General features: G+C 57.0%; 26 protein-coding genes. 15 read left to right on the top strand and 11 right to left on the bottom strand.

From position 1 onward, the window contains the following. Positions 1–44 precede the first annotated feature (44 nt). Complete coding sequence (locus I6L58_RS05085) at positions 45–608, top strand: TetR/AcrR family transcriptional regulator (protein ID WP_088207605.1); 564 nt, start codon at positions 45–47, stop codon at positions 606–608. Between the two features lie 19 nt (positions 609–627). Here I6L58_RS05085 and arsC read toward each other — a convergent pair whose 3' ends face one another. From arsC to I6L58_RS05065, 4 genes are all read right to left on the bottom strand, one after another. Further along, the gene (arsC, locus tag I6L58_RS05080) at positions 628–1,059 is read right to left on the bottom strand and encodes a glutaredoxin-dependent arsenate reductase (RefSeq protein WP_088207604.1); all 432 of its coding nucleotides are present in this window, start codon (positions 1,057–1,059) and stop codon (positions 628–630) included. A gap of 9 nt (positions 1,060–1,068) precedes the next feature. Beyond that, complete coding sequence (locus I6L58_RS05075) at positions 1,069–2,361, bottom strand: arsenic transporter (protein ID WP_088207603.1); 1,293 nt, start codon at positions 2,359–2,361, stop codon at positions 1,069–1,071. Positions 2,362–2,405: 44 nt separating this feature from the next. Then, entirely contained in the window at positions 2,406–2,723 is a 318-nt protein-coding gene (locus I6L58_RS05070; RefSeq protein ID WP_088207602.1) for a metalloregulator ArsR/SmtB family transcription factor, read from the bottom strand. 408 nt (positions 2,724–3,131) lie between these two features. After that, positions 3,132–4,817, bottom strand: coding sequence for an aspartate:alanine antiporter (locus tag I6L58_RS05065; RefSeq protein WP_006174289.1), 1,686 nt, complete (start codon positions 4,815–4,817; stop codon positions 3,132–3,134). A 273-nt stretch (positions 4,818–5,090) separates the two neighbouring features. On the opposite strand from I6L58_RS05065, the gene I6L58_RS05060 reads away from it, so the two are divergent. Continuing rightward, positions 5,091–5,462: an inner membrane protein YbjM gene (locus I6L58_RS05060; protein ID WP_042319396.1), complete on the top strand. Its 372-nt coding sequence runs from the start codon at positions 5,091–5,093 to the stop codon at positions 5,460–5,462. 27 nt (positions 5,463–5,489) lie between these two features. Here the strand turns inward: I6L58_RS05060 and I6L58_RS05055 are convergent, their stop codons facing one another. Continuing rightward, the gene (locus I6L58_RS05055; RefSeq protein ID WP_042319398.1) at positions 5,490–5,759 is read right to left on the bottom strand and encodes a GrxA family glutaredoxin; all 270 of its coding nucleotides are present in this window, start codon (positions 5,757–5,759) and stop codon (positions 5,490–5,492) included. 185 nt (positions 5,760–5,944) lie between these two features. Here I6L58_RS05055 and nfsA point away from each other — a divergent pair, with 185 nt between their 5' ends. From nfsA to I6L58_RS05000, 11 genes are all read left to right on the top strand, one after another. Next, positions 5,945–6,667, top strand: coding sequence for a nitroreductase NfsA (gene nfsA / locus I6L58_RS05050; protein ID WP_042319399.1), 723 nt, complete (start codon positions 5,945–5,947; stop codon positions 6,665–6,667). Positions 6,668–6,736: 69 nt separating this feature from the next. After that, the gene (gene rimK, locus I6L58_RS05045; protein WP_088207601.1) at positions 6,737–7,639 is read left to right on the top strand and encodes a 30S ribosomal protein S6--L-glutamate ligase; all 903 of its coding nucleotides are present in this window, start codon (positions 6,737–6,739) and stop codon (positions 7,637–7,639) included. Between the two features lie 63 nt (positions 7,640–7,702). Continuing rightward, positions 7,703–8,179, top strand: a complete 477-nt coding sequence (locus tag I6L58_RS05040) for a YbjN domain-containing protein (protein WP_006174300.1) — start codon at positions 7,703–7,705, stop codon at positions 8,177–8,179. 349 nt (positions 8,180–8,528) lie between these two features. After that, entirely contained in the window at positions 8,529–9,641 is a 1,113-nt protein-coding gene (potF, locus tag I6L58_RS05035; protein WP_006174301.1) for a spermidine/putrescine ABC transporter substrate-binding protein PotF, read from the top strand. Positions 9,642–9,739: 98 nt separating this feature from the next. Then, entirely contained in the window at positions 9,740–10,873 is a 1,134-nt protein-coding gene (potG, locus tag I6L58_RS05030; protein ID WP_058610382.1) for a putrescine ABC transporter ATP-binding subunit PotG, read from the top strand. Positions 10,874–10,882: 9 nt separating this feature from the next. Beyond that, a complete protein-coding gene (gene potH, locus I6L58_RS05025; protein WP_088207600.1) occupies positions 10,883–11,836 on the top strand; it encodes a putrescine ABC transporter permease PotH in 954 nt (317 codons plus the stop codon). Further along, positions 11,833–12,678, top strand: a complete 846-nt coding sequence (gene potI / locus I6L58_RS05020; protein ID WP_088207599.1) for a putrescine ABC transporter permease PotI — start codon at positions 11,833–11,835, stop codon at positions 12,676–12,678. Before potH ends, potI begins: the two co-directional genes overlap by 4 nt. Before the next feature lie 42 nt (positions 12,679–12,720). Next, on the top strand, positions 12,721–13,218 hold the full coding sequence (locus I6L58_RS05015) for a YbjO family protein (protein ID WP_088207598.1): 498 nt from the start codon (positions 12,721–12,723) through the stop codon (positions 13,216–13,218). Positions 13,219–13,258: 40 nt separating this feature from the next. After that, positions 13,259–14,386, top strand: coding sequence for a 23S rRNA (uracil(747)-C(5))-methyltransferase RlmC (gene rlmC, locus I6L58_RS05010; RefSeq protein WP_088207597.1), 1,128 nt, complete (start codon positions 13,259–13,261; stop codon positions 14,384–14,386). A 121-nt stretch (positions 14,387–14,507) separates the two neighbouring features. Then, positions 14,508–15,215, top strand: coding sequence for a response regulator transcription factor (locus I6L58_RS05005; RefSeq protein ID WP_058610357.1), 708 nt, complete (start codon positions 14,508–14,510; stop codon positions 15,213–15,215). Next, positions 15,202–16,668, top strand: coding sequence for a sensor histidine kinase (locus I6L58_RS05000; protein WP_006174314.1), 1,467 nt, complete (start codon positions 15,202–15,204; stop codon positions 16,666–16,668). Before I6L58_RS05005 ends, I6L58_RS05000 begins: the two co-directional genes overlap by 14 nt. 87 nt (positions 16,669–16,755) lie before the next feature. Here I6L58_RS05000 and artJ read toward each other — a convergent pair whose 3' ends face one another. From artJ to I6L58_RS04970, 6 genes are all read right to left on the bottom strand, one after another. After that, positions 16,756–17,487, bottom strand: a complete 732-nt coding sequence (artJ, locus tag I6L58_RS04995) for an arginine ABC transporter substrate-binding protein ArtJ (protein WP_006174316.1) — start codon at positions 17,485–17,487, stop codon at positions 16,756–16,758. 177 nt (positions 17,488–17,664) lie between these two features. Further along, positions 17,665–18,333, bottom strand: coding sequence for an arginine ABC transporter permease ArtM (gene artM / locus I6L58_RS04990; protein ID WP_058610354.1), 669 nt, complete (start codon positions 18,331–18,333; stop codon positions 17,665–17,667). Next, positions 18,333–19,049, bottom strand: coding sequence for an arginine ABC transporter permease ArtQ (gene artQ, locus I6L58_RS04985; protein ID WP_006174319.1), 717 nt, complete (start codon positions 19,047–19,049; stop codon positions 18,333–18,335). Before artQ ends, artM begins: the two co-directional genes overlap by 1 nt. Positions 19,050–19,055: 6 nt before the next feature. After that, positions 19,056–19,787, bottom strand: coding sequence for an arginine ABC transporter substrate-binding protein ArtI (gene artI, locus I6L58_RS04980; RefSeq protein WP_006174322.1), 732 nt, complete (start codon positions 19,785–19,787; stop codon positions 19,056–19,058). A 19-nt stretch (positions 19,788–19,806) separates the two neighbouring features. Further along, positions 19,807–20,535 carry an arginine ABC transporter ATP-binding protein ArtP gene (artP, locus tag I6L58_RS04975; RefSeq protein ID WP_006174323.1) on the bottom strand — a complete coding sequence of 243 codons (729 nt, stop codon included), beginning with the start codon at positions 20,533–20,535 and terminating at the stop codon, positions 19,807–19,809. Positions 20,536–20,761: 226 nt separating this feature from the next. Beyond that, complete coding sequence (locus tag I6L58_RS04970) at positions 20,762–21,280, bottom strand: lipoprotein (RefSeq protein ID WP_006174325.1); 519 nt, start codon at positions 21,278–21,280, stop codon at positions 20,762–20,764. Positions 21,281–21,387: 107 nt separating this feature from the next. On the opposite strand from I6L58_RS04970, the gene I6L58_RS04965 reads away from it, so the two are divergent. Together I6L58_RS04965 and I6L58_RS04960 are read left to right on the top strand one after the other, a co-directional pair. Continuing rightward, a complete protein-coding gene (locus I6L58_RS04965) occupies positions 21,388–21,711 on the top strand; it encodes a heavy metal-binding domain-containing protein (RefSeq protein ID WP_006174327.1) in 324 nt (107 codons plus the stop codon). Then, positions 21,708–22,538 carry an N-acetylmuramoyl-L-alanine amidase gene (locus I6L58_RS04960; RefSeq protein ID WP_088207596.1) on the top strand — a complete coding sequence of 277 codons (831 nt, stop codon included), beginning with the start codon at positions 21,708–21,710 and terminating at the stop codon, positions 22,536–22,538. The genes I6L58_RS04965 and I6L58_RS04960 overlap by 4 nt, the downstream gene beginning before the upstream one ends. Positions 22,539–22,552 lie beyond the last annotated feature (14 nt).

Below are 22,552 nucleotides of genomic sequence, written 5' to 3'. Positions count from 1 at the left end.
TAGCAAGTTTGTGTACATTTGTACATAAACTACATGAGGTATTTATGAGCAGACCCCCCAACGATCCTCATCGCCGCGAGAAAATCCTCCAGGCGACCCTGGATACCATTGCCGAGCACGGGATCCACGCCGTCACGCACCGTAAAATCGCCAGCTGCGCAGGCGTGCCGCTGGGGTCGATGACCTACTATTTCGACGGCAAGGAGCCGCTGCTGGAGGAGGCGTTTACGTGGTTTACGCGGAAGATGTCGCAGCAGTATCGGGATTACTTTGCCGGGGTCAGCGGGCCGGAGATGGCGTGCGAGTCCATCACAACCTTAATCCACAGTTCGGAAGTGACCACGCCGCACAACATGGCGCTGATGTACCAGCTGTACGCCTTTATGAACCGTAGCGCGGCGCTGAAAACCGTGATGCAGGACTGGATGAAAATGAGCCAGACCACGCTTGAACAGTGGTTTGATCCGGCGACGGCCCGCGCGCTGGATGCGTTTATCGAGGGGATGACGCTGCACTACGTTACCGACAGAGTACCGTTAACGCGGGAGGAGATCCGCACGATGGTGGGGAGAATTGCAGGCGAGGGGAGCCGCACGGCCCTGCGCTAAACGGCAGGGCCTGTCGGGACTATTTCCCGCGAATTTTGTTTCCCGACGCGTCGACGACCGCTTCGCCGTCCTCTTTGGTAAACGCCGCGCGCTGCGGATCGGGTAAAATATCCAGCACGCGTTCAGAAGGGCGGCACAGGCGCGTCCCCAGCGGGGTCACGACAATCGGGCGGTTGATGAGGATCGGGTATTGCAGCATGAAATCAATCAGCTGTTCGTCGCTGAACTGCCCATCGGCAAGCCCGAGTTGCGCATAGGGATCGACGTTCGTGCGCAGTAAATCCCGTACCGAGATGCCCATGTCCGCGATCAGCTTACACAGCGTTTCGCGCGACGGCGGCGTGTCGAGATACAAGACGATCTCGGGTTCATTCCCGCTGTTGCGGATCATCTCGAGAGTATTGCGCGAGGTGCCGCAGTCCGGGTTATGGTAGAGGGTGATGTGGCTCATATCGGTTACTCATTGCAGTGTAAAAGAGAGTCGTAACGCCAGCGCAGCGAGCGTCACGAACAATACGGGCACGGTCATGATGATGCCCGTTCGGAAATAATAGCCCCAGGCGATCGACATATTTTTCTGCGCCAGCACGTGCAGCCAGAGCAGCGTCGCCAGGCTGCCGATCGGTGTGATTTTGGGACCCAAATCGCAGCCAATCACGTTGGCATAAATCATCGCTTCTTTGATCACCCCGGACGCGGTGCTGCCCTCAATCGACAGGGCGCCAATCAGCACCGTCGGCATATTGTTCATCACCGAAGACATGAAGGCGGTAATAAAGCCGGTGCCCAACGCGGTGGCCCAGAGTCCATGCTGGCCCAGCATAGACAACACGCCGGATAAGGAGTCCGTCAGCCCGGCATTGCGCAGACCATAAACCACCAGATACATTCCCAGCGAGAAGACGACGATTTGCCACGGTGCCCCGCGGAGCACTTTGCCGGTATTGATCGCCTGTCCGCGTTTCGCCACGGCAAATAAAATCAACGCGCCCGACGCCGCAATGGCGCTGACGGGAATGCCGAGCGGCTCAAGCACAAAGAAGCCGATCAGCAGCAGAAGCAGCACGACCCAGCCTGTTCTGAAGGTGGCGACATCGTGGATGGCAAGGGCGGGCTGGCGAAGTTTCGCCAGCTCGTAGGTCGGCGGGATCTCTTTGCGAAAGAACAGGTGCAGCATCACCAGCGTGGCGGCGATGGCCGCGATATTCACCGGGACCATGACCGAAGCGTATTCGCTGAAGCCCAGCGTGAAGAAATCTGCCGAGACGATGTTAACCAGGTTTGAGACAATTAACGGCAGGCTTGCGGTGTCGGCAATAAACCCCGCCGCCATCACAAAGGCGAGGGTGGCCTGTTTGCTGAAGCCCAGCGCCAGCAGCATCGCGATGACGATAGGCGTTAATATCAGCGCAGCGCCGTCGTTGGCGAACAGCGCCGCCACCGCCGCGCCCAGCAGAACGATATAGGTAAAAAGCAGCCGTCCCCGGCCATTACCCCAGCGGGCGATGTGCAGCGCCGCCCACTCAAAAAAGCCGGACTCATCCAGAAGAAGGCTGATGATAATGACGGCGATAAAGGTCGCTGTCGCGTTCCACACGATATTCCAGACCACCGGAATGTCGTTAATGTGAACGACCCCGCTTACCAGCGCCAGCACGGCACCCAGCGTGGCGCTCCACCCGATACTTAGCCCTCTGGGTTGCCAGATAACCAGAACCAGCGTGAAGAGAAAAATAGCCCCTGCCAGCAACATCGTTTACTCCGTTATATATGTTTTAGTGAATGTGTGAGTTCTGCTCAACACGAGCCCGCCCTGTTTTTGAGCTTCAGGCGGGTCTCCTCTCTCAGGCAGTTCCAGCTGCTGTCGATAATGGCGGCCGCCCACGCCGGAATGGCGGGTGACAATCGGTAATAGACCCACTTGCCGTCCTTGCGATCGAGCACCAGCCGGGACTCGCGCAGCAACGCCATATGACGGGAAATTTTAGGCTGCGACTCACCGGTCACCGCGCAAAGATCGCAGACGCACAGCTCGTCCGCCTCACGCAAAAGCATCACGATGGACAGCCGCGTTTGGTCTGAAAGAGCCTTGAAAAGGTGGACGGGGTGTTGCATTGGAAGTCCTGGAGGTTGGGTGAAACATATATGGTTAAGCATATATATTTGGGCGGGGGAAGGGAAGAGGTAAGCCAGATATAAAAACGCTCGATGCCAGGAGTAGCCCTGACCGGAGGCTTGCATGTGTGATTATTTAGATAACAGACAGACTTAAATAAAAAGCCCAGGAGTAAATTGTGCTGCCATTAAGCCGCCAATGGCAATTCTGATGTATTTATAATGTTTGATTTTCATGCATAAAAAAGGCAACAAAAAACCCATCAACCTTGAACCAAAACGGCGGGGTTGATGGGCTCCACAAATTGGGGACATCAAAGAAAAGCAGTGGCAATAGTTATGACTGCCCCCTTTCTTAAAAGTTCTGCGCATCACGAAAATATTTTCGTCCTTGCGCAAACTTGAGAGTTATCCGAGTCCCGGCCAGATGATGATGATAAGCGTACCCGCCAGCGTCAGCAGGACGTTAGCGATCGCATAGGTGCCTGCGTACCCCAGTGCCGGGATATTGCTGCGCGCGGTATCGCTGATGATTTCCATCGCAGGCGCGCAGGTACGTGCGCCCATCATGGCGCCGAAGAGCAGGGCGCGGTTCATGCGCAGCACGTAGGCACCAAACAGGAAGCAGATCACCACCGGCACCAGGCTGACAATCAGGCCGGACACCAGCATTTGCCAGCCGACGGCGCCCAGGCTGTTGCCAATGCCGCTGCCCGCGCTCAGGCCAACACCGGCCATAAAGACCATCAGCCCGAACTCTTTCACCATGTTTAGCGCACCCTGCGGGATATAGCCGAAGGTCGGATGGTTGGCACGCAGGAAGCCCAGCATGATCCCGGCGAACAGCAACCCGGCGGCGTTACCGATGCCAAAGCTAAAGTTGCTGAACTGGAAGGTGATCATCCCGATCATCAGGCCCACGATAAAGAAGGCGCAGAAGGCTAGCAGGTCGGTGACCTGGCTGTGAATGGAGATAAAGCCGATACGGTCTGCAACGGTTTTCACGCGGCGCGCGTCGCCGCTCACCTGTAACACGTCACCTTTGTTGAGCACCACGTTATCGTCGATAGGCATCTCAATCTGGCTGCGGATCACGCGGTTCAGGAAGCAGCCGTGGTCGGTCAGCTTCAGCTGAGCCAGGCGGCGACCAACGGCGTTGTGGTTTTTGACCACAATCTCTTCGGTGACGATACGCATGTCCAGCAGGTCGCGGTCAAAGACCTCTTTGCCGTTACGGAAGCTCGGGTCGAGGCGCGCATGGGCATCCGGATAACCGACCAGCGCGATGTCATCGCCCATCTGCAGCACCGCGTCGCCGTCCGGGTTCGCCAGAATACCGTTGCGGCGAATACGTTCGATATAGCAGCCCGTCTGGCGGTAAATGCCCAGCTCGCGCAGGTTTTTACCGTCGGCCCAGGCTACCAGCTCTGGCCCTACGCGGTAGGCGCGGATCACCGGCAGGTAAACTTTGCGTTTGGAATCGGTATCCAGACCGCGCTCGCGGGCAATCTGCTGGGCGCTGGTCTGCAGATCCTGATGCTGGAGTTTAGGGAGATAACGCGCGCCGACGATCAGGCTCACCAGCCCAATCAGGTAGGTCAGGGCATAGCCAAGGCTCAGATGGTCGAGCGCGGTGGACAGCTGCGCTCCGGCCATCCCCGAGTGGCGCAGGGTATCACCCGCACCCACCAGAACCGGGGTGGAGGTCATCGAGCCGGCAAGCATACCCGCCGTCAGGCCAATGTCCCAGCCAAACAGCTTACCCAGGCCTAACGCAATCAGCAGCGCGCTGCCAACCATCACCAGCGCCAGCATCAGGTAATTTTTGCCGTCGCGGAAGAAAATTGAAAAAAAGTTGGGACCCGCTTCAACACCCACACAAAAAATAAACAACATAAAGCCTAAGTTGAGGGCGTCCGTGTTAATGCTGAAATGCTGCTGACCTAATAATAAAGAGACGACTAAAACGCCAATGGAATTACCAAGTTGAACCGACCCGAGGCGTAATTTTCCCAGGCAAAGGCCCAATGCCAGTACCACAAATAATAACAGGATGTAATTCCCATTTAACAAGTCTGCGACGTTTATATTCACGGAGGCTAACTTCTTGTTTACCAGTAAGTTGTTGAATGAAGTGGTTTTTTGGGCTACTGTTTTGGATGACAGGGCAGCGTTTCAGCATTTCCTGTTTCTTTCTTAATTCCCAAAAACACTAGCAGGTGGGTAGTTTAGTCGTATTAGCTAACGACGGCTACTCATTATCGCACAACGCTGTGCGAGCTTTGGCAAGGATTGCCGCAATGCTTTATCTGACTGGGCGTCCACAGGACGAAGGTGTATTTGATAGAGAAACATCAGGAGGATAGTTTGAATTTAAGGCGAAACTGGGTGGGCGCGATCAGCTGTTTTTTGCTGTTTACCGTTGTCTGCCTGTCGTTAGCGTTTAATGTAAAAGGGGCGTTTCGTGCATCCGGCCATCCTGAGCTGGGTTTGCTCTTTTTCATTCTGCCGGGCGCGGCGGCCAGCTTTCTCTCTCGCGGGGGCGAAGTGTTTAAGCCTTTGCTGGGAGCCATACTGGCGGCACCGCTGTGCCTGCTGTTGATGCGGCTGGTATTGACCTCTTCCAGAACCATCTGGCAGGAGCTGGCGTGGCTGTTAAGCGGCGTGTTCTGGTGCGCGCTGGGGGCGCTATGCTATTTATGTATCAGCAGCCTTTTGCAGCGGCGGCACAAACAATAACGCCCTCATAATGAGGGCGTTTTACGCTTACTGAGCAGCAAACAGGCCCAGGTTTTCTTTGGCGTAGGCTTCAAAATCGGTGAAGCCGCCAATGTGTTGCTGGTCGAGGAAAATCTGCGGTACGGTTTCAACCGGTTTACCCACGGTTTTTTCCAGGTCGGCTTTGCTGATCCCTTCCGCGTGGATGTCCACGTAGCGGAAGTTGAAGTCATCCCGCTCTGCGGTCAGTTTCTCAGCCAGTTCTTTTGCGCGCACGCAGTAAGGGCATCCTGGACGACCAAAAATCACTGCAAACATTTCTCTCTCCTCAAAAAACAAGCCTGACGGCGAATACGACGTATAGTGCACGATAACCTGCCGTCATGGAAAGAAGGTTTCACCTGTCGCTTTAATACCTTCGAGCTATGTTTCGCCAATTACAGCGCGCGGATCATTGCCTATACTGGCTGCGATACGTTTTAAGCAAGACAAAGAGAGACACGATGACGCCAACGATTGACCTGCTCCGTTCCCACCGTTCCATTCGCCACTTTACGGATGAACCTATTACCGAGGCCCAGCGCGAAGCCATTATCGACAGCGCGCGAGGAACGTCCAGCTCCAGCTTCCTGCAATGCAGCTCTATTATCCGCATTACCGATCCGGCGATGCGTGAAACGCTGGTGACGCTGACCGGCGGGCAGAAGCACGTAGCCCAGGCGGCGGAGTTCTGGGTCTTCTGCGCCGATTTTAACCGTCACCTGCAAATTTGCCCTGAGGCGGAACTGGGCCTCGCCGAACAGCTGCTGCTGGGCGTGGTCGATACTGCCCTGATGGCGCAAAACGCCTTCACGGCGGCGGAATCGCTGGGGCTGGGCGGGGTTTACATTGGCGGGCTGCGCAACAACATTGAAAGCGTAACCGAGCTGTTAAAGCTGCCAAAACACGTCCTGCCGCTGTTTGGCCTGTGCCTTGGCTGGCCTGCGGATAACCCGGATCTCAAACCGCGTATCCCCGCAGCGATGCTGGTGCATGAGAACCACTACCAGCCGGTCGACCAGGAGGTTCTGAATCAATACGATGAGGAGCTGGCGAACTACTATCTGACGCGCGACAGCAACAACCGCCGCGATACCTGGACTGACCATATCCGTCGCACCATCATCAAAGAGAACCGCCCGTTTATTCTCGATTATCTGCACAAGCAGGGCTGGGCGACGCGATAGTCCATTCATCCTGTGCCTCGCTGCGTGTATGATACGCAGGCTTTTACCAGGTCTTTAGAGAGGTGCAGGGTGAAAATTGCCATATTGTCCCGGGATGGAACGCTCTATTCATGCAGACGCCTGCGGGAAGCCGCGGCGAAGCGCGGGCATCAGATCGAAATCCTCGATCCGATGTCCTGCTATATGAACATCGATCCGGCGGCATCGTCGATTCATTATAAAGGCCGCAGGTTGCCGCATTTTGATGCGGTGATCCCCCGCATCGGCTCTCAGATCACCTACTACGGCACCGCCGCGCTGCGTCAGTTTGAGATGCTCGGCAGCTATCCGCTAAACGAGTCCGTCGCCATTTCGCGCGCCCGCGATAAGCTCCGCTCGCTGCAGCTCCTGGCCCGACAGGGCATCGACCTGCCCGTTACCGGCATCGCTCATTCACCGGATGACACCAGCGATTTGATCGACATGGTGGGCGGCGCGCCGCTGGTCATCAAGCTGGTGGAAGGCACGCAGGGCATTGGCGTGGTGCTGGCCGAAACGCGCCAGGCGGCGGAAAGCGTGATCGATGCCTTCCGCGGACTCAACGCCCATATCCTGGTGCAGGAGTATATCGAAGAGGCCAAAGGGCGCGATATTCGCTGCTTTGTGGTCGGCGATGAGGTGGTGGCAGCGATTGAGCGTCAGGCCAAAGAGGGCGATTTCCGCTCGAATCTGCACCGCGGCGGCGTGGCGCGTATCACAGAGATCAGCGAACGCGAGCGCGTGATTGCGGTAAAAGCGGCGCAGACGCTGGGGCTGGACGTGGCGGGTGTCGATTTGCTGCGCGCCACGCGCGGCCCGCTGGTGATGGAGGTCAACGCCTCGCCGGGGTTGGAAGGGGTTGAAAAAACCACGGGCGTGGACATTGCGGGCAAAATGATCGCCTGGATTGAACGCCACGCGACCCCGGGATTTTGCCTGAAAACGGGCGGTTAAATAGATTATCGCGCACTTTTTGCGTACTCTAAGCGAAGTTATTATTTAAGAGGCTGCACAGCGATGGATTTACAGGTCGTTCCAACACTGGATACGTTACGTCAATGGCTCGATGATGCCGGAATTACCTTCTTTGAATGCGACTCCTGCCAGGCGCTGCATCTGCCTCACATGCAAAATTTCGACGGTATTTTTGATGCCAAGATCGATCTGATTAATGACGTCATTCTTTTCTCCGCGCTGGCCGAGGTTAAACCCTCTGCGCTGCTGGCGCTGGCGTCCGATCTGTCTGCCATCAACGCCAGTTCTTTGACGGTGAAAGCATTTCTCGACATACAGGATGATAATCTGCCGAAACTGGTGGTGTGCGAGTCTTTATTCTCCGGGGCAGGGTTATCCTTCAAGCAGTTTGCCTGGTTTATGCGCATGGGCGAAGAGCAGATTTCCATGGTGATGATGGAAGCTAACGCGCATCACCTGTTGTACAGCGCCGAAGATGATGCAGAGAATAATGATGCATCTCCCACTTTTCTGCACTAACGCTGTCTGAGCATGGCGCAGTCGCTGCCACGGCGGCTGCGTAACGCCATTTTTTCTGCTGTCTTAAACCCTCCTTTCAAGATTATTTCACCTCCTCAAAGGCCATTTCGGCTTATCACATAGACATATTCTGCATAAAAAATTGATAAAAGGCGTTTTTTCGTCTGGGCTATAGCCCGGGACAAGGGCTACAGTTATTCTTGCGATGCTTACAAAAGCGAGCGGATCCTGCCGGAAAAATCTTTTATTCCTTTTCGGCCAGAGCGACAAAGTATGCATGATTCTTGCATATCGTCAGAGTGCACAGTTTTAGTTCGTGTGTTAACGAGCTTTCAGAAGGAATAACGATATGATCGCCTTGAATAAAAAATGGGTATCGGGTCTGGTTGCGGGTGCTCTGATGGCCGTCTCTGCCGGCACGCTCGCTGCGGAACAAAAAACGCTCCACGTTTATAACTGGTCGGACTATATTGCGCCGGATACCGTCGCAAACTTTGAAAAAGAGACCGGCATTAAGGTCGTGTATGACGTGTTCGATTCCAACGAAGTGCTGGAAGGTAAACTGATGGCGGGAAGCACCGGTTTTGACCTGGTGGTGCCTTCCGCCAGCTTCCTGGAGCGCCAGTTGACGGCAGGAGTGTTCCAGCCGCTGGATAAGAGCAAATTATCCAACTGGAAAAACCTCGATCCGGAAGTATTGAAGCTGGTCGCCAAACACGACCCGGACAACAAATACGCCATGCCTTACCTGTGGGCCACCACCGGCATCGGCTATAACGTCGATAAAGTGAAAGCCGTGCTGGGGAAAGACGTTAAGCTCGACAGCTGGGACGTGGTGCTCAAGCCGGAAAACCTTGAGAAGCTGAAAAGCTGCGGCGTCTCCTTCCTTGATGCGCCGGAAGAGATTTTCGCCACCGTGCTGAACTATCTGGGTAAAGATCCGAACAGCAGCAAGGCCGATGACTACACCGGCCCGGCCACCGATCTGCTGCTGAAGCTGCGCCCGAACATTCGCTACTTCCACTCCTCTCAGTACATTAACGACCTCGCCAACGGCGATATCTGTGTGGCGATCGGCTGGGCGGGCGACGTCTGGCAGGCAGCAAACCGCGCGAAAGAGGCGAAAAACGGCGTGAATGTCTCTTACTTCATTCCGAAAGAGGGGGCGTTGGCCTTCTTCGACGTCTTCGCCATGCCTGCGGATGCGAAAAACAAAGACGAAGCGTATCAGTTCCTGAACTACCTGATGCGTCCGGAGGTGATCGCCCACATCAGCGACCATGTCTATTACGCCAACGGTAACAAGGCTTCCACCCCGATGGTCAGCGAAGAGATCCGCAATAATCCGGCTATCTATCCGCCAGCGGACGTCTTTGCCAAGCTGTTCACCCTCAAAGTGCAGGACCCAAAAATTGACCGCGTGCGCACCCGTGCGTGGACCAAGGTGAAAAGCGGTAAATAAACCGCTGTCGTAGGCCGGGCAAGCGAAGCGCCCCCGGCAACAGGCGCACCGTTCTGGTGCGCCTGCACCCTGATTTGATCTTTGCCGGAGAACACCCCGTGAATGATGTGATCCCCCGCCCGCAGGCGAAAGTCCGTAAAGCGCTGACCCCGCTTCTTGAAATCCGTAATCTCACCAAATCCTTCGACGGGCAACACGCCGTGGACGACGTGAGCCTGACGATCTACAAAGGCGAAATTTTTGCCCTGCTTGGCCCGTCCGGCTGCGGTAAATCGACGTTGCTGCGCATGCTGGCCGGTTTTGAACAGCCGACCGCCGGGCAGATCGTGCTGGACGGCGTCGATCTCTCCCGCGTGCCGCCGTATCAGCGCCCGATCAATATGATGTTCCAGTCCTACGCGCTGTTCCCGCACATGACGGTTGAGCAGAACATCGCCTTTGGCCTGAAGCAGGACAAACTGCCGAAGGCGGAGATTACCGAACGCGTGGCCGAGATGCTGAGCCTGGTCCACATGCAGGAGTTCGCCAAACGTAAACCGCACCAGCTCTCCGGCGGCCAGCGTCAACGCGTGGCGCTGGCAAGAAGCCTGGCGAAACGCCCGAAGCTGCTACTGCTCGACGAGCCGATGGGGGCGCTGGATAAAAAGCTGCGTGACCGCATGCAGCTTGAGGTGGTGGACATCCTTGAGCGCGTCGGCGTGACCTGCGTGATGGTAACCCACGACCAGGAAGAGGCGATGACCATGGCCGGGCGTATTGCGATCATGAATCGCGGTAAATTCGTGCAGACCGGCGAGCCGGAGGAGATTTACGAGCACCCGACCACCCGCTACAGCGCGGAATTCATCGGCTCGGTGAATGTCTTTGAAGGGCTGCTGAAGGCGCGCGAAGACGACGGGCTGGTGATTGACTCTCCGGGGCTGGTTCACCCGCTGAAGGTTGATCCTGATAGTTCGGTGGTGGATAACGTGCCGGTGTATGTCGCCCTGCGCCCGGAAAAAATCATGCTCTGTGACGAGCCGCCAGCCGATGGCTATAACTTTGCCGTGGGTGAGGTGGTGCATATCGCCTATCTGGGCGATCTCTCTATCTACCATGTGCGTCTGCAAAGCGGGCAGATGCTCAGCGCCCAGCTGCAGAACGAACACCGCTATCGCAAGGGCCAGCCGACCTGGGGCGACGAAGTGCGCCTGTGCTGGGATGCGGACAGCTGCGTCGTGTTAACGGCATAAGGAGCGATCGTGAGTACACTTGAACCTCCAGCCCGCGTCAAACAACCGGGCGGTTTTCGCCACTGGCTGACGCGTATGCAGATGGCGCACGGGCGCAAGCTGGTGATTGCCCTGCCGTACGTCTGGCTGATCCTGCTGTTCCTGCTGCCGTTCCTGATTGTCTTTAAGATAAGCCTGGCGGAGATGGCGCGGGCGATCCCGCCGTACACCAACTTGCTGGACTGGGCCGACGGGCAGCTGACGCTCACCCTTAACCTCGGGAACTTCCTGCAGCTCACCGACGATCCGCTGTACGTGGAGGCTTATTTGCAGTCGCTGCAGGTGGCATGGATCTCGACGATCTGCTGTCTGCTGCTGGGTTACCCGCTGGCGTGGGCGGTGGCGCACAGTAAACCCTCGACGCGCAATATCCTGCTGCTGCTGGTGATTTTACCGTCGTGGACCTCGTTCCTGATCCGCGTCTACGCGTGGATGGGTATCCTGAAAAACAACGGCATTCTCAATAACTTTCTGCTGTGGCTTGGCGTCATCGACCAGCCGCTGACGATCCTGCACACCAACCTCGCGGTGTACATTGGGATCGTTTACGCCTATCTGCCGTTTATGGTGCTGCCGATCTATACCGCCCTGACGCGCATCGACTATTCGCTTGTGGAGGCCTCGCTGGATCTCGGCGCGCGTCCGCTGAAGACCTTTTTCAGCGTGATCGTCCCGCTGACCAAAGGCGGCATTATTGCCGGGTCGATGCTGGTGTTCATCCCGGCGGTAGGGGAGTTTGTGATCCCGGAACTGCTGGGTGGCCCGGACAGCATCATGATTGGCCGCGTGTTGTGGCAGGAGTTCTTTAACAACCGCGACTGGCCGGTGGCCTCGGCGGTGGCGATCGTGATGTTGCTGCTGCTGATCGTGCCGATCATGTGGTTCCACAAGCACCAGCAGAAACAGATGGGAGACCACGGATGAACAACTTACCGGTAGTGCGCTCCCCGTGGCGGATCCTGATCCTGGTGATTGGCTTCACCTTCCTGTATGCACCCATGCTGATGCTGGTGATCTATTCCTTTAACAGCTCGAAGCTGGTGACGGTGTGGGCGGGCTGGTCGACGCGCTGGTACAGCGAGCTGTTCCACGATGATGCCATGATGAGCGCGGTGGGGCTGAGCCTGACCATCGCGGCGCTGGCGGCCACGATGGCGTCGATACTCGGGACGATCGCGGCGATGGTGATGGTGCGGTTCGGGCGTTTTCGCGGCGCGAACGGTTTTGCGTTTATGATCACCGCGCCGCTGGTCATGCCGGATGTTATTACCGGGCTGTCGCTGCTGCTGCTGTTTGTCGCCCTGGCGCACGCCATCGGCTGGCCGGCAGATCGCGGGATGCTGACCATCTGGCTGGCGCACGTCACCTTCTGCACGGCCTACGTGGCGGTGGTGATCTCCTCGCGGCTGCGGGAGCTGGACCGCTCCATCGAAGAGGCGGCAATGGATCTGGGTGCCACGCCGCTGAAGGTATTCTTCATCATCACCCTGCCGATGATCATGCCGGCGGTTATATCCGGCTGGCTGCTGGCGTTCACGCTCTCTTTGGACGATCTGGTCATCGCCAGCTTTGTCTCGGGGCCTGGCGCTACCACGCTGCCGATGCTGGTCTTCTCCAGCGTACGCATGGGAGTGAACCCGGAGATCAACGCCCTGGCCTCCATCATCCTTGGGGTGGTCGGAATTTTCGGATTTATCGCCTGGTATTTGATGGCGCGCGCGGAAAAACAGCGTGTGCGCGATATCCAGCGTGCAAGACGCGGCTGAAGCATTTAAAATTTCCAGTGAAGTGCCGCGCAAGACGCGGCACTGTTTTTCAGGGAAGTAAAAACATTGGGATTCTTTCAAAAAACACGTCATACGCATGCTCGTCCGAACGTCCCTGCGCTGGTGCAGGTGGCGGCGCTCGCCATTATTATGATCCGCTGTCTGGACGTGTTGATGATCTTCAACACCCTGGGCGTGCGCGGCATGGGAGAATTTATTCACCGCAGCGTCCAGACCTGGAACCTGACGCTGGTCTTTATGAGCAGCCTGGCGCTGGTATTTATTGAAATTTACTGTGCCTTCTCGCTGGTGAAGGGGCGCAACTGGGCGCGCTGGACCTATCTGCTGACCCAGGTGACTGCCGCCACCTACCTGTGGGCCGCCTCGCTGGGCTATGGCTACCCGGAGCTGTTCAGCATCGCGGGAGGCTCTAAGCGCGAGATATTCCATTCGCTGGTGATGCAAAAACTTCCGGATGCGCTGGTGCTGTGCCTGCTCTTTGCACCCGCCGCAAGCAGGCGGTTTTTCCGTCTGCAATAATGTGTATAATCGCAGCCCCCGCCATTCTTAAGGTTTTCATATGCAGTGCGCACTCTATGACGCCGGTCGCTGCCGCTCCTGTCAGTGGATTGAACAGCCGGTCTCCCAACAACTCGCCGCCAAAATGGCCGACCTTCAGCAGCTCCTGGCTGACCATGCGGTGGGCGAGTGGTGCGCATCCGTCAGTGGACCAGAGCAGGGTTTTCGCAATAAGGCCAAAATGGTGGTCAGCGGCAGCGTGGAACGACCGCTGCTGGGCATGCTGCACCGCGACGGCACCCCGGAAGATTTAATCGACTGCCCGCTGTATCCAGAATCCTTTAAACCGGTTTTTGCGGCACTCAAGCCGTTTATCGCCCGCGCCGGGTTAACGCCCTATAACGTTGCCCGCAAGCGCGGCGAGCTGAAATACCTGCTGCTCACCGAAAGCCAGAGGGACGGCGGGATGATGCTGCGCTTTGTCCTGCGCTCAGAATCCCGGCTGGAACAGCTTCGCGCGGCGCTGCCGTGGCTGCAACAGCAGCTTCCGCAGCTAAAGGTCATCACCGTGAATATTCAGCCGGTGCATATGGCGATCATGGAGGGGGAGAAAGAGATCTTTCTTACCGGGCAGCATGCGCTGGCGGAGACCTTCAACGGCGTGCCGCTGTGGATCCGCCCGCAGAGCTTCTTCCAGACCAACCCGACGGTGGCGAGCGCGCTGTACGCCACCGCGCGCGACTGGGTTCGTGCCCTCAATATCGGCCATATGTGGGATCTGTTCTGCGGCGTGGGCGGCTTTGGCCTGCACTGCGCCACCCCGGAGATGCAGCTGACCGGGATTGAAATCTCCGCCGAGGCGATTGCCTGCGCGACGCAGTCCGCCGCCGAACTGGGGTTAACAAACCTCCACGTCCAGGCACTGGATTCCACCCAGTTTGCGACCGGGCAGGGCAACGTGCCGGAATTAGTATTGGTCAACCCGCCGCGCCGCGGCATCGGCAAACCGCTTTGCGATTATCTGAGCCAGATGGCACCGGCGTACATCGTCTATTCCAGCTGCAACGCCCGGACGATGGCGAAAGATATCGCTCACCTGCCGGGCTACCGCATTGAACGCGTTCAGCTTTTTGATATGTTCCCGCATACCGCGCATTACGAAGTGTTGACGTTGTTAGCCAAAGCGTAGGCCGGGTAAGGCGTAGCCGCCACCCGGCAACAAACCCGCACAATGTTCAACAAAATGTGAACTCTTCCCGCCCACAAAATCAGGTAAGCTTACCTCATAAGAATTGAATAAAGGCTTACCCATGAAGCAAATCCTGCTGGTGGAGGACGATCGCGATATTGCGGCGCTCCTGCGCCTCAACCTGGAAGACGAAGGCTACACCATTACCCACGAGCCTGACGGGGGCAACGCGTTACGCCTGCTTGAAAAACAGCCCTGGGACGCGGTGATCCTCGACCTGATGCTCCCCAGTGTCGACGGCCTCGAAATTTGTCGCCGCATCCGCCAGATGACCCGCTACCTGCCAGTGATCATTATCAGCGCCCGCAGCAGCGAAACCGACCGTATTACCGGCCTCGAAACCGGGGCCGACGATTACCTCGCCAAACCCTTTTCGGTGCAGGAGCTGATTGCGCGCATTAAAGCGCTGTTCCGCCGCCAGCAGGCGATGGGGCAGGCGCAGAACGACGGACACATTCACGCGCACGGCCTGACGCTCGATCCGCTGGCGCGCACGGTGCGGCTTAACGGGCAGGAGGTTGATCTCACCCCGCGCGAATTCGAGCTGCTCTACTTTTTTGCCCGCCACCCCGGAGAAGTCTTTTCGCGTCTCGAGCTGCTGGAGCAGGTCTGGGGCTATCAGCACGAAGGCTACGAGCACACGGTTAACACCCACATCAACCGCCTGCGGATCAAGATTGAAAAAGATGCCGCCGAGCCGGAGATCGTGCGCACCGTCTGGGGCAAGGGCTATAAATTTGCGGAGCTGAACGACGATGCGCCGCTTTAGCCTGAGCCAGCGTCTGACGCTGCTGTTTATCCTGCTGATGATGCTCTGCGCCGCCGTCGCCTGCGCGGTGCAGCTCTACACCAGCATGCAGTACGGTAACGCCATGGTCCAGCGCCTGTCCGGCGGGCTTGCCCAGCAAATTGTGCAGCGTGAGCCGATTCTGGATGCGCAGGGCACCGTTGACCGCAGCGCGCTGAAACCGCTGTTTGACCGGCTGATGACCTTTAATCCGAGCGTTGAGCTGTACGTTATCTCTCCCGATGGTGACGTGCTGGCCGATGCTGCGCCGCCGGGCCATATCCAGCGGCAAAAAATCGACCTTGCGCCTGTGCAGTCCTTCCTGAGCGGCGCCTCAATGCCGGTGCTGGGTGACGATCCGCGCAGCCAGAATAAGAAAGTGTTCAGCGCGACGCCGCTGCGCCAGGACGGGGAGCTGAAAGGCTATCTGTACATCATTTTGCAGGGCGAGGAGTCTAACGCGCTGGCAGGGATGGCCTGGCACAAAGCGCTCTGGAGCACCGTGCTGTGGTCGCTGCTGTGGGTGGCGCTGTTTGGCCTGCTGGCCGGCGTTCTGATTTGGTACTGGGTTACGCGTCCGGTTAAACAGCTTACGCACGAGGTGACCGGGCTTGAGCACGACAGCATCACCGCCATCAAACAGCTGGCGGCAGAGCGGCTTGAGCCGGCCCTGAACGACGAAGTCGCGATCCTGCGCAATACCTTTATCGAGCTGGCCCGCAAAATCACCTCTCAGTGGGATCGGCTGGCCGACAGCGACCGCCAGCGCCGGGAGTTTATCGCCAATATCTCGCACGATCTGCGCACGCCGCTGACCTCGCTGCTGGGCTATCTGGAGACGCTGTCGCTCAAATCCGCCACGCTGACTCCGCAGGAGCATCAGCAGTATCTCGCGACCGCCCTGCGTCAGGGGCAGAAGGTGCGTCATCTGTCGCAGCAACTGTTTGAGCTGGCGCGGCTGGAGCATGGCGGCATCAAACCCCAGCGCGAACGTTTTGCTATGGCGGAGCTGATCTCCGACGTGGTGCAGAAGTTCGAGCTGGCTGCGCGCACGCGTGAGCTGAAGCTGCATGTTGACGTGCCGGGGCCGCTGCCGCTGGTCAACGCCGATGTGTCGATGATCGAGCGGGTAGTGACCAACCTGCTGGATAACGCCATTCGCCATACGCCCACCGGTGGCGAGATCCGCCTGACGGTGTGGCAGGAGAATGGGCAGTTGCAGGTTGAGGTGGCAGACAGCGGAACGGGCGTCGATGACGCGCTGCGTGACGATCTGTTTCAGCGTCCTTCTGCGCTCAATCCACAGGCATCGCGGGAAAACCGGGGCGGGTTAGGGCTGTTGATCGTGAGAAGAATGCTGGAACTGCACGGCGGCGGGATTGGGCTGATGGAGTCGGTGAGCGGGGCCAGGTTCAGGTTTTACGTGCCACTGTGAGAAATCGCCGGGTGGCGCTGCGTTTACCCGGCCTACAGACCACCCCCGTAGACCGGGTAAGGCGAAGCCGTCACCCGGCAAAAGGAATTACTGCGGGAACCACTGATCGCTGATTTTCTGGTAAGTACCGTCAGCTTTAATCGCTTTCAGCGCGCCGTTCAGTTTCTCCAGCAGGGCTTTGTTGTCCGGACGCACGGCAATGCCCAGACCGGTGCCGAAGTACTGCGGATCGGTCACTTTCTCGGTGGCGGTACCCAGCTGCGGGTTGGTTTTCAGCCACTCGTTAACCACGGCGGTATCGCCAAAGACGCCATCGATACGGCCATTTTTCAGATCGATAATCGCGTTCTGGTAGCTGTCGTAGGCCACGGTTTTCACTTCAGGATGTTTGTCCTGCAGATATTTCTGATGCGTGGTGCCGTTTTCCATCCCAATGCGTTTGCCTTTCAGCTGATCGAAAGCGGTATAAGCGCCTTTCTTCGCAATCACCACGGCTGAGTTTGCGTAGTACGGGTCAGTGAAAGAGACCTGCTTGCTGCGCTCCGGCGTGATGTCCATCCCGGAGATCACCGCGTCATATTTTTTGAATTTCAGAGACGGGATCAGGCTGTCGAACGCGTGGTTAGTGAAGGTGCAGTCGGCCTGCATCTGTTTGCACAGCGCTTTTGCCAGGTCGATATCAAACCCGACGATCTGGTTGCTGGCATCCAGCGATTCAAACGGCGGATAGGTGGCGGAAACGCCGAAATTGATTTTATCCGCAGCGGATGCGCCAGCGGCAAAGGTTGCCAGTAATGCGGCCAGGACTAACTTTTTCATTGTACGACTCCCGTCTGTAGGTCTTATGAAAGTACAATGCCATTTAATGAATTTGTATGCAATATAAATGATTAAATATTTATATAGGGATAAAAAAAAGCGGATAACCAGAAAGTTACCCGCGTTTATTAATCACATTTATGCATTTCTTGCCGGATGGCGCTGCGCTTACCCGGCCTACGATCTGCGCTCAAACGCCAGGGCTTTACGCTCAATCAAACGCATCATCAGGGTCAGCAAACCGTTGACCACCAGATAGACCAGACCCGCCGCGCCAAACACCATCACGTCGTAGGTGCGTCCGTACAGCAGTTGTCCGTGGCCCATCACTTCCATCAGGGTGATGGTGTAGGCCAGGGAGGTACTTTTGAACACCAGCACCACTTCGTTGGAATACGAAGAGAGCGCACGCTTAAAGGCGTAGGGCAGCAGGATCGCCAGGGTGTCTTTCTTGCTCATGCCGAGCGCCCCGCAGGACTGCCACTGGCCTTCCGGGATGGCGCGAATGGCCCCGTAGAACAGCTGGGTGGTGTAGGCCGCGCTGTTGAGCGAGAGCGCAATCAGGGCGCACAGCCACGGCTCCGAGAGCAGATGCCAGATAACCGGATACTCCTGCAGCGACGGGAACTGACCCGGGCCGTAGTAAATCAGGAAGATCTGCACCAGCAGCGGCGTACCGGTAAACAGCGTGATATAGGCGCGCACAATCCACACCAGCACCGGCGTTTTCAGCGTCAGGATGATGGTGAAGATCAGCGCCAGGATCAGCGCCACCACGATGGAGGCGACGGTCAGCGTCAGGCTGGTGTGCAGCCCTTTCATCAACTCGGGTAAATAGTCAAGCATCAGCCTGGTCTCCGTTCAAAACGCGTTGCACGCAGATCAATACGCTTGAGGATGTACTGGCTAAGCAACGTGATGACCAGGTAGATAGCCGCCGCCACGATGTACCAGGTAAACGGCTCCTGGGTGCGGGTAGCGATACTCTTGGTTTGCAGCATTAAATCGTTAACGCTGATCAGGCTGACCAGCGCGGTGTCTTTGAGCAGCACCAGCCACTGGTTGCCCAGCCCCGGCAGCGCGTGACGCCACATCTGCGGCATCACCAGACGGAAGAAGATCGCCGCTTTCGACAGCCCCAGCGCCTGGCCGGACTCCCACTGGCCCTGCGGCACCGCTTTCAGCGCGCCGCGCAGGGTTTGCGAGGCGTAGGCGGAGTAGAGCAGGGAGAGGGCAATCACGCCGCACAGGAACGGGCTAACGTCGAAGTTTTCAATCTGCATCTGCACCGGGATCTGTGCAAAGCCAAGATTGATGTTAAAGCCGTCCGACAGGGTTAACAGCAGCTGTGAGGAGCCGAAATAGATAAACAGGACCACCAGAATCTCGGGTAGCCCACGCAGCACGGTTACCAGCGCGGAGCCTGCCCATGCGACGGGACGCCATTTCGCTGACTCCCACACCGCAAAGAACATCGCCAGCACGAGGCCGATAATCAATGCACAAACGGCAAGGCCGACGGTCATCCCGGCGGCGCTTGCTAAAGGAAAAATTTCATTCATCAGGAATTACTTCTGGAACCATTTTTTGTAGATGGTTTCGTAGGTGCCGTCTTTCTTCACTTTCTCCAGCGCAGCGTTGAATTTCTGCTGCAGCTCGGTGTTGCCCTGACGCACGGCAATGCCCAGGCCGGTACCGAAGTAATCTTTGTCGGTCACTTTGTCACCCACGGCGGCCAGCTTGTCGTTGGCTTTCAGCCATTCAGTGACAACTGCCGTATCCCCGAACACCGCATCGATACGACCGTTTTGCAGATCCAGCTTCGCATTCTGGTAGCTGTCATACGGCACGGTGGTGATTTCAGGATGCTTATCCATGATGAATTTCTGGTGCGTCGTGCCGTTCTGCACGCCCACTTTCTTGCCTTTCAGCAGATCAACAGAGGCGTATTTCCCTTTCTGACCGATGAACAGCGCAGAGTTGTCATAGTAAGGGGTGGTGAACAGAACCTGTTTTTCACGCTCAGGGGTGATGTCCATGCCCGCCATTACGGCGTCGATACGACGGAACTTCAGGCTTGGGATCAGGCTGTCGAAGGCCTGGTTGCTGAAGGTACAGGTCGCATCAATCTCTTTACACAGGGCGTTAGCCAGGTCCACATCAAAGCCGACAATCTTATTGTTGGCATCAATGGATTCAAACGGAGGATAAGACGCTTCAGTGGCGAAACGAATGGTCTGAGCTGCGGTAGCGGAAAGGCTGACGCTAGCGAGCAGCGCGGCAATCAATACTTTTTTCATTATCTTTTTCCCTAACACATCAGTGTGATAAGTAGTTTTTGAAGGCGTCGGTTTGCGGTTGAGTGAAACAACTCGCATCACCTTGCTCAACGATATACCCGTTTTCCATGTACACCACGCGGCTGGCGGTTTTGCGCGCCACTTCCACTTCATGGGTAACGATGACCTGCGTAATATTGGTTTCCGCCAGTTCACGAATAATGCTGACGATCTGGGCGGTAATTTCCGGGTCCAGCGCGGCGGTAGGCTCATCAAACAGCAGCACGGCTGGCTCCATCATCAGCGCACGGGCAATGGCCACGCGCTGCTGCTGACCGCCGGAAAGGTGCAGCGGATAACGATCGCTGTACGGCTTAAGGCGCAGACGCTCCAGCAGCTTTTCGGCACGCGCCATCGCCTGGTCTTTGCTTAAGCCAAGCACGCGGCACGGCGCTTCAATAAGGTTCTGCACCACCGTAAGGTGAGGCCAAAGATTGTATTGCTGGAATACCATGCCGACGTTTTGACGCAGTTCGCGGATCGCTTTATCAGAAGGCGTTTTAGCGAAATCGAAATGGTTACCGGCGATCGCCAGCGTACCTGAACGGGGCATTTCAAGCAGATTAAGGACACGCAGAAGAGAGCTTTTACCCGCGCCGCTTGGGCCAAGTAATACCAAGGTTTCGCCTTCGGGGCAGCTCAGCGTGATGTCGAACAGCGCCTGGTGTGCGCCGTAGAAGCAGTTAATGCCGTTTAGTTTAATACTCATCGGGGCAGTCTTTACTCATCCAGGCAATCTATAGCAATTGAGGCCGCAGATAGTACCGTTGACAGAATAGTTATGCAATATTTCTGCGTTAAAAGTTAAATATAACCCGTTAACTCCTCTAAACATAGCACAAAATAGCGATGCCCTAAGACCGCGAGAATAAATGTCGGCATTCCATCAGAAATGCCGGACATTTTACCGGGTTAACAGATTTCCACCGATGGGTTTAGCGGTTCTCAATCGACTGGCGAAGCGTGCCCGCCGGGGCATGAACGTTGCCGCCGATGTAGCGCACGTCGTCAACGGCCCAGCACTGGCCCTCGCGGATCATCAGCACTTCATCCTGCCAGGTCTGGGAGCCCTGGGTCAGTTTAACGCGCAGTGGAATGTTGCGCGCATCGGTGTTTGGGATGGTGGACGCGCTGGAGACCTCGGCGCTGTCCGGCAGCGTTGCACGGCTTGAGAACGGATCGGCGCTCAGCAGGGCGTTATGCTGAGGATTGCGCGACGCATCGTTAAGCAGTTTTGCCAGGCCATCGCTCAGATAAGGGCGCAGGGCAGTCATGTCGTTACCGCGATGCTGAATGCGATAATCATAGAATTGCTGCGCGACGGCATCCGGGCCACCCTCGATGCAGGGGCCGCTGCGAGTACCAATATCCTTAAAGGCGGGTGTCACCGGGGTGGTGCACGCGCTGAGCACCAGCGCGCAAGGCACTAAAAGCGTTAAAGCAGAGTAGCGCATGTTGATTTCCTTATTTATTAACTATCCTTTCAATCATAGCGTAACGAACCGATAATGCTGATGAAGTTATGGCCTAAGGCATTGAACGCTAAAGAAGGAGATTAACCATGCAATTTTCAACGACCCCAACCCTGGAAGGGCAGCCTATTACCGAATATTGCGGCGTCGTCACGGGCGAAGCCATTCTGGGTGCCAACATCTTCCGCGACTTTTTTGCCGGGATCCGCGATATCGTCGGCGGACGTTCTGGCGCGTATGAGAAAGAGCTGCGTAAGGCGCGAGAAATTGCCTTCAAAGAGCTGGGCGAGCAGGCGAAAGCCCTCGGGGCGGATGCGGTGGTCGGCATTGATATCGACTACGAAACCGTCGGCAAAGATGCCAGTATGCTGATGGTCAGCGTTAGCGGTACGGCGGTGAAAACCCGTCGATGAAACGTACGCTCTCAACGCTCCTGCTGGCGCTGATGCTGGCAGGCTGTGCCACGGAAAAAGGCATCGTTGATAAGGGTGCCTACGAGCTGGATACGCGCCATCAGGCGCAGGCGGCCTACCCGCGTATCAAGGTGCTGGTTATTCACTATACCGCCGATGATTTTGATACCTCGCTTGCCACGCTGACGGACAAAAATGTCAGTTCGCACTATTTGATCCCCGCCCGTCCCCCCGCGCCCGACGGCAAACCGCGCATCTGGCAGCTGGTCCCCGAAAGCGAGCTGGCCTGGCACGCGGGCATCAGCTTCTGGCGCGGAACCAATCGCATAAACGACACCTCGATAGGCATTGAGCTGGAAAATCGCGGCTGGCAAAAAGCGGCAGGCATGAAGTATTTCGCGCCGTTTGAACCGGCACAGATCGCCGCGCTGATCCCGCTCGCCAAAGATATTGTCGCCCGCTACAACATTAAGCCCGAAAACGTGGTGGCCCATGCGGATATCGCCCCGCAGCGCAAAGACGATCCGGGGCCGCTTTTCCCGTGGCGTGAGCTGGCGGAGCAGGGTATTGGGGCCTGGCCCGATCCGCACCGCGTCGCCTTTTACCTGGACGGACAGCCGCCTTATCAGGCGGTGGATACCGCCGCACTGCTCAGGCTGCTGGCGCGCTATGGCTACGAGGTGCCGGAAAACAGCACCGCCGCGCAGCAAAAGCGCATCATTATGGCTTTCCAGATGCATTTTCGCCCGCAGCGCTGGGACGGTGTAGCCGATCGGGAAACCATGGCGATTGCCGAAGCGCTTTTAGAAAAATACGGACAGGGGTAATCCTTCGGGATTAC

The sequence above is a fragment of the Enterobacter cancerogenus genome (assembly GCF_019047785.1).
GTDB classification, from domain to species: domain Bacteria; phylum Pseudomonadota; class Gammaproteobacteria; order Enterobacterales; family Enterobacteriaceae; genus Enterobacter; species Enterobacter cancerogenus.
This window is presented reverse-complemented; position numbering and strand designations above follow the sequence as displayed.

Excerpts from the sequence above, each read along its gene's own strand:
- I6L58_RS05085 (WP_088207605.1), top strand. The coding sequence starts at position 45 with ATGAGCAGACCCCCCAACGATCCTCATCGCCGCGAGAAAATCCTCCAG.
- arsC (WP_088207604.1), bottom strand. The coding sequence starts at position 1,059 with ATGAGCCACATCACCCTCTACCATAACCCGGACTGCGGCACCTCGCGC.
- I6L58_RS05075 (WP_088207603.1), bottom strand. The coding sequence starts at position 2,361 with ATGTTGCTGGCAGGGGCTATTTTTCTCTTCACGCTGGTTCTGGTTATC.
- I6L58_RS05070 (WP_088207602.1), bottom strand. The coding sequence starts at position 2,723 with ATGCAACACCCCGTCCACCTTTTCAAGGCTCTTTCAGACCAAACGCGG.
- I6L58_RS05055 (WP_042319398.1), bottom strand. The coding sequence starts at position 5,759 with ATGTTTGCAGTGATTTTTGGTCGTCCAGGATGCCCTTACTGCGTGCGC.
- nfsA (WP_042319399.1), top strand. The coding sequence starts at position 5,945 with ATGACGCCAACGATTGACCTGCTCCGTTCCCACCGTTCCATTCGCCAC.
- I6L58_RS05040 (WP_006174300.1), top strand. The coding sequence starts at position 7,703 with ATGGATTTACAGGTCGTTCCAACACTGGATACGTTACGTCAATGGCTC.
- potF (WP_006174301.1), top strand. The coding sequence starts at position 8,529 with ATGATCGCCTTGAATAAAAAATGGGTATCGGGTCTGGTTGCGGGTGCT.
- potI (WP_088207599.1), top strand. The coding sequence starts at position 11,833 with ATGAACAACTTACCGGTAGTGCGCTCCCCGTGGCGGATCCTGATCCTG.
- rlmC (WP_088207597.1), top strand. The coding sequence starts at position 13,259 with ATGCAGTGCGCACTCTATGACGCCGGTCGCTGCCGCTCCTGTCAGTGG.
- I6L58_RS05005 (WP_058610357.1), top strand. The coding sequence starts at position 14,508 with ATGAAGCAAATCCTGCTGGTGGAGGACGATCGCGATATTGCGGCGCTC.
- I6L58_RS05000 (WP_006174314.1), top strand. The coding sequence starts at position 15,202 with ATGCGCCGCTTTAGCCTGAGCCAGCGTCTGACGCTGCTGTTTATCCTG.
- artJ (WP_006174316.1), bottom strand. The coding sequence starts at position 17,487 with ATGAAAAAGTTAGTCCTGGCCGCATTACTGGCAACCTTTGCCGCTGGC.
- artM (WP_058610354.1), bottom strand. The coding sequence starts at position 18,333 with ATGCTTGACTATTTACCCGAGTTGATGAAAGGGCTGCACACCAGCCTG.
- artQ (WP_006174319.1), bottom strand. The coding sequence starts at position 19,049 with ATGAATGAAATTTTTCCTTTAGCAAGCGCCGCCGGGATGACCGTCGGC.
- artI (WP_006174322.1), bottom strand. The coding sequence starts at position 19,787 with ATGAAAAAAGTATTGATTGCCGCGCTGCTCGCTAGCGTCAGCCTTTCC.
- artP (WP_006174323.1), bottom strand. The coding sequence starts at position 20,535 with ATGAGTATTAAACTAAACGGCATTAACTGCTTCTACGGCGCACACCAG.
- I6L58_RS04970 (WP_006174325.1), bottom strand. The coding sequence starts at position 21,280 with ATGCGCTACTCTGCTTTAACGCTTTTAGTGCCTTGCGCGCTGGTGCTC.
- I6L58_RS04965 (WP_006174327.1), top strand. The coding sequence starts at position 21,388 with ATGCAATTTTCAACGACCCCAACCCTGGAAGGGCAGCCTATTACCGAA.
- I6L58_RS04960 (WP_088207596.1), top strand. The coding sequence starts at position 21,708 with ATGAAACGTACGCTCTCAACGCTCCTGCTGGCGCTGATGCTGGCAGGC.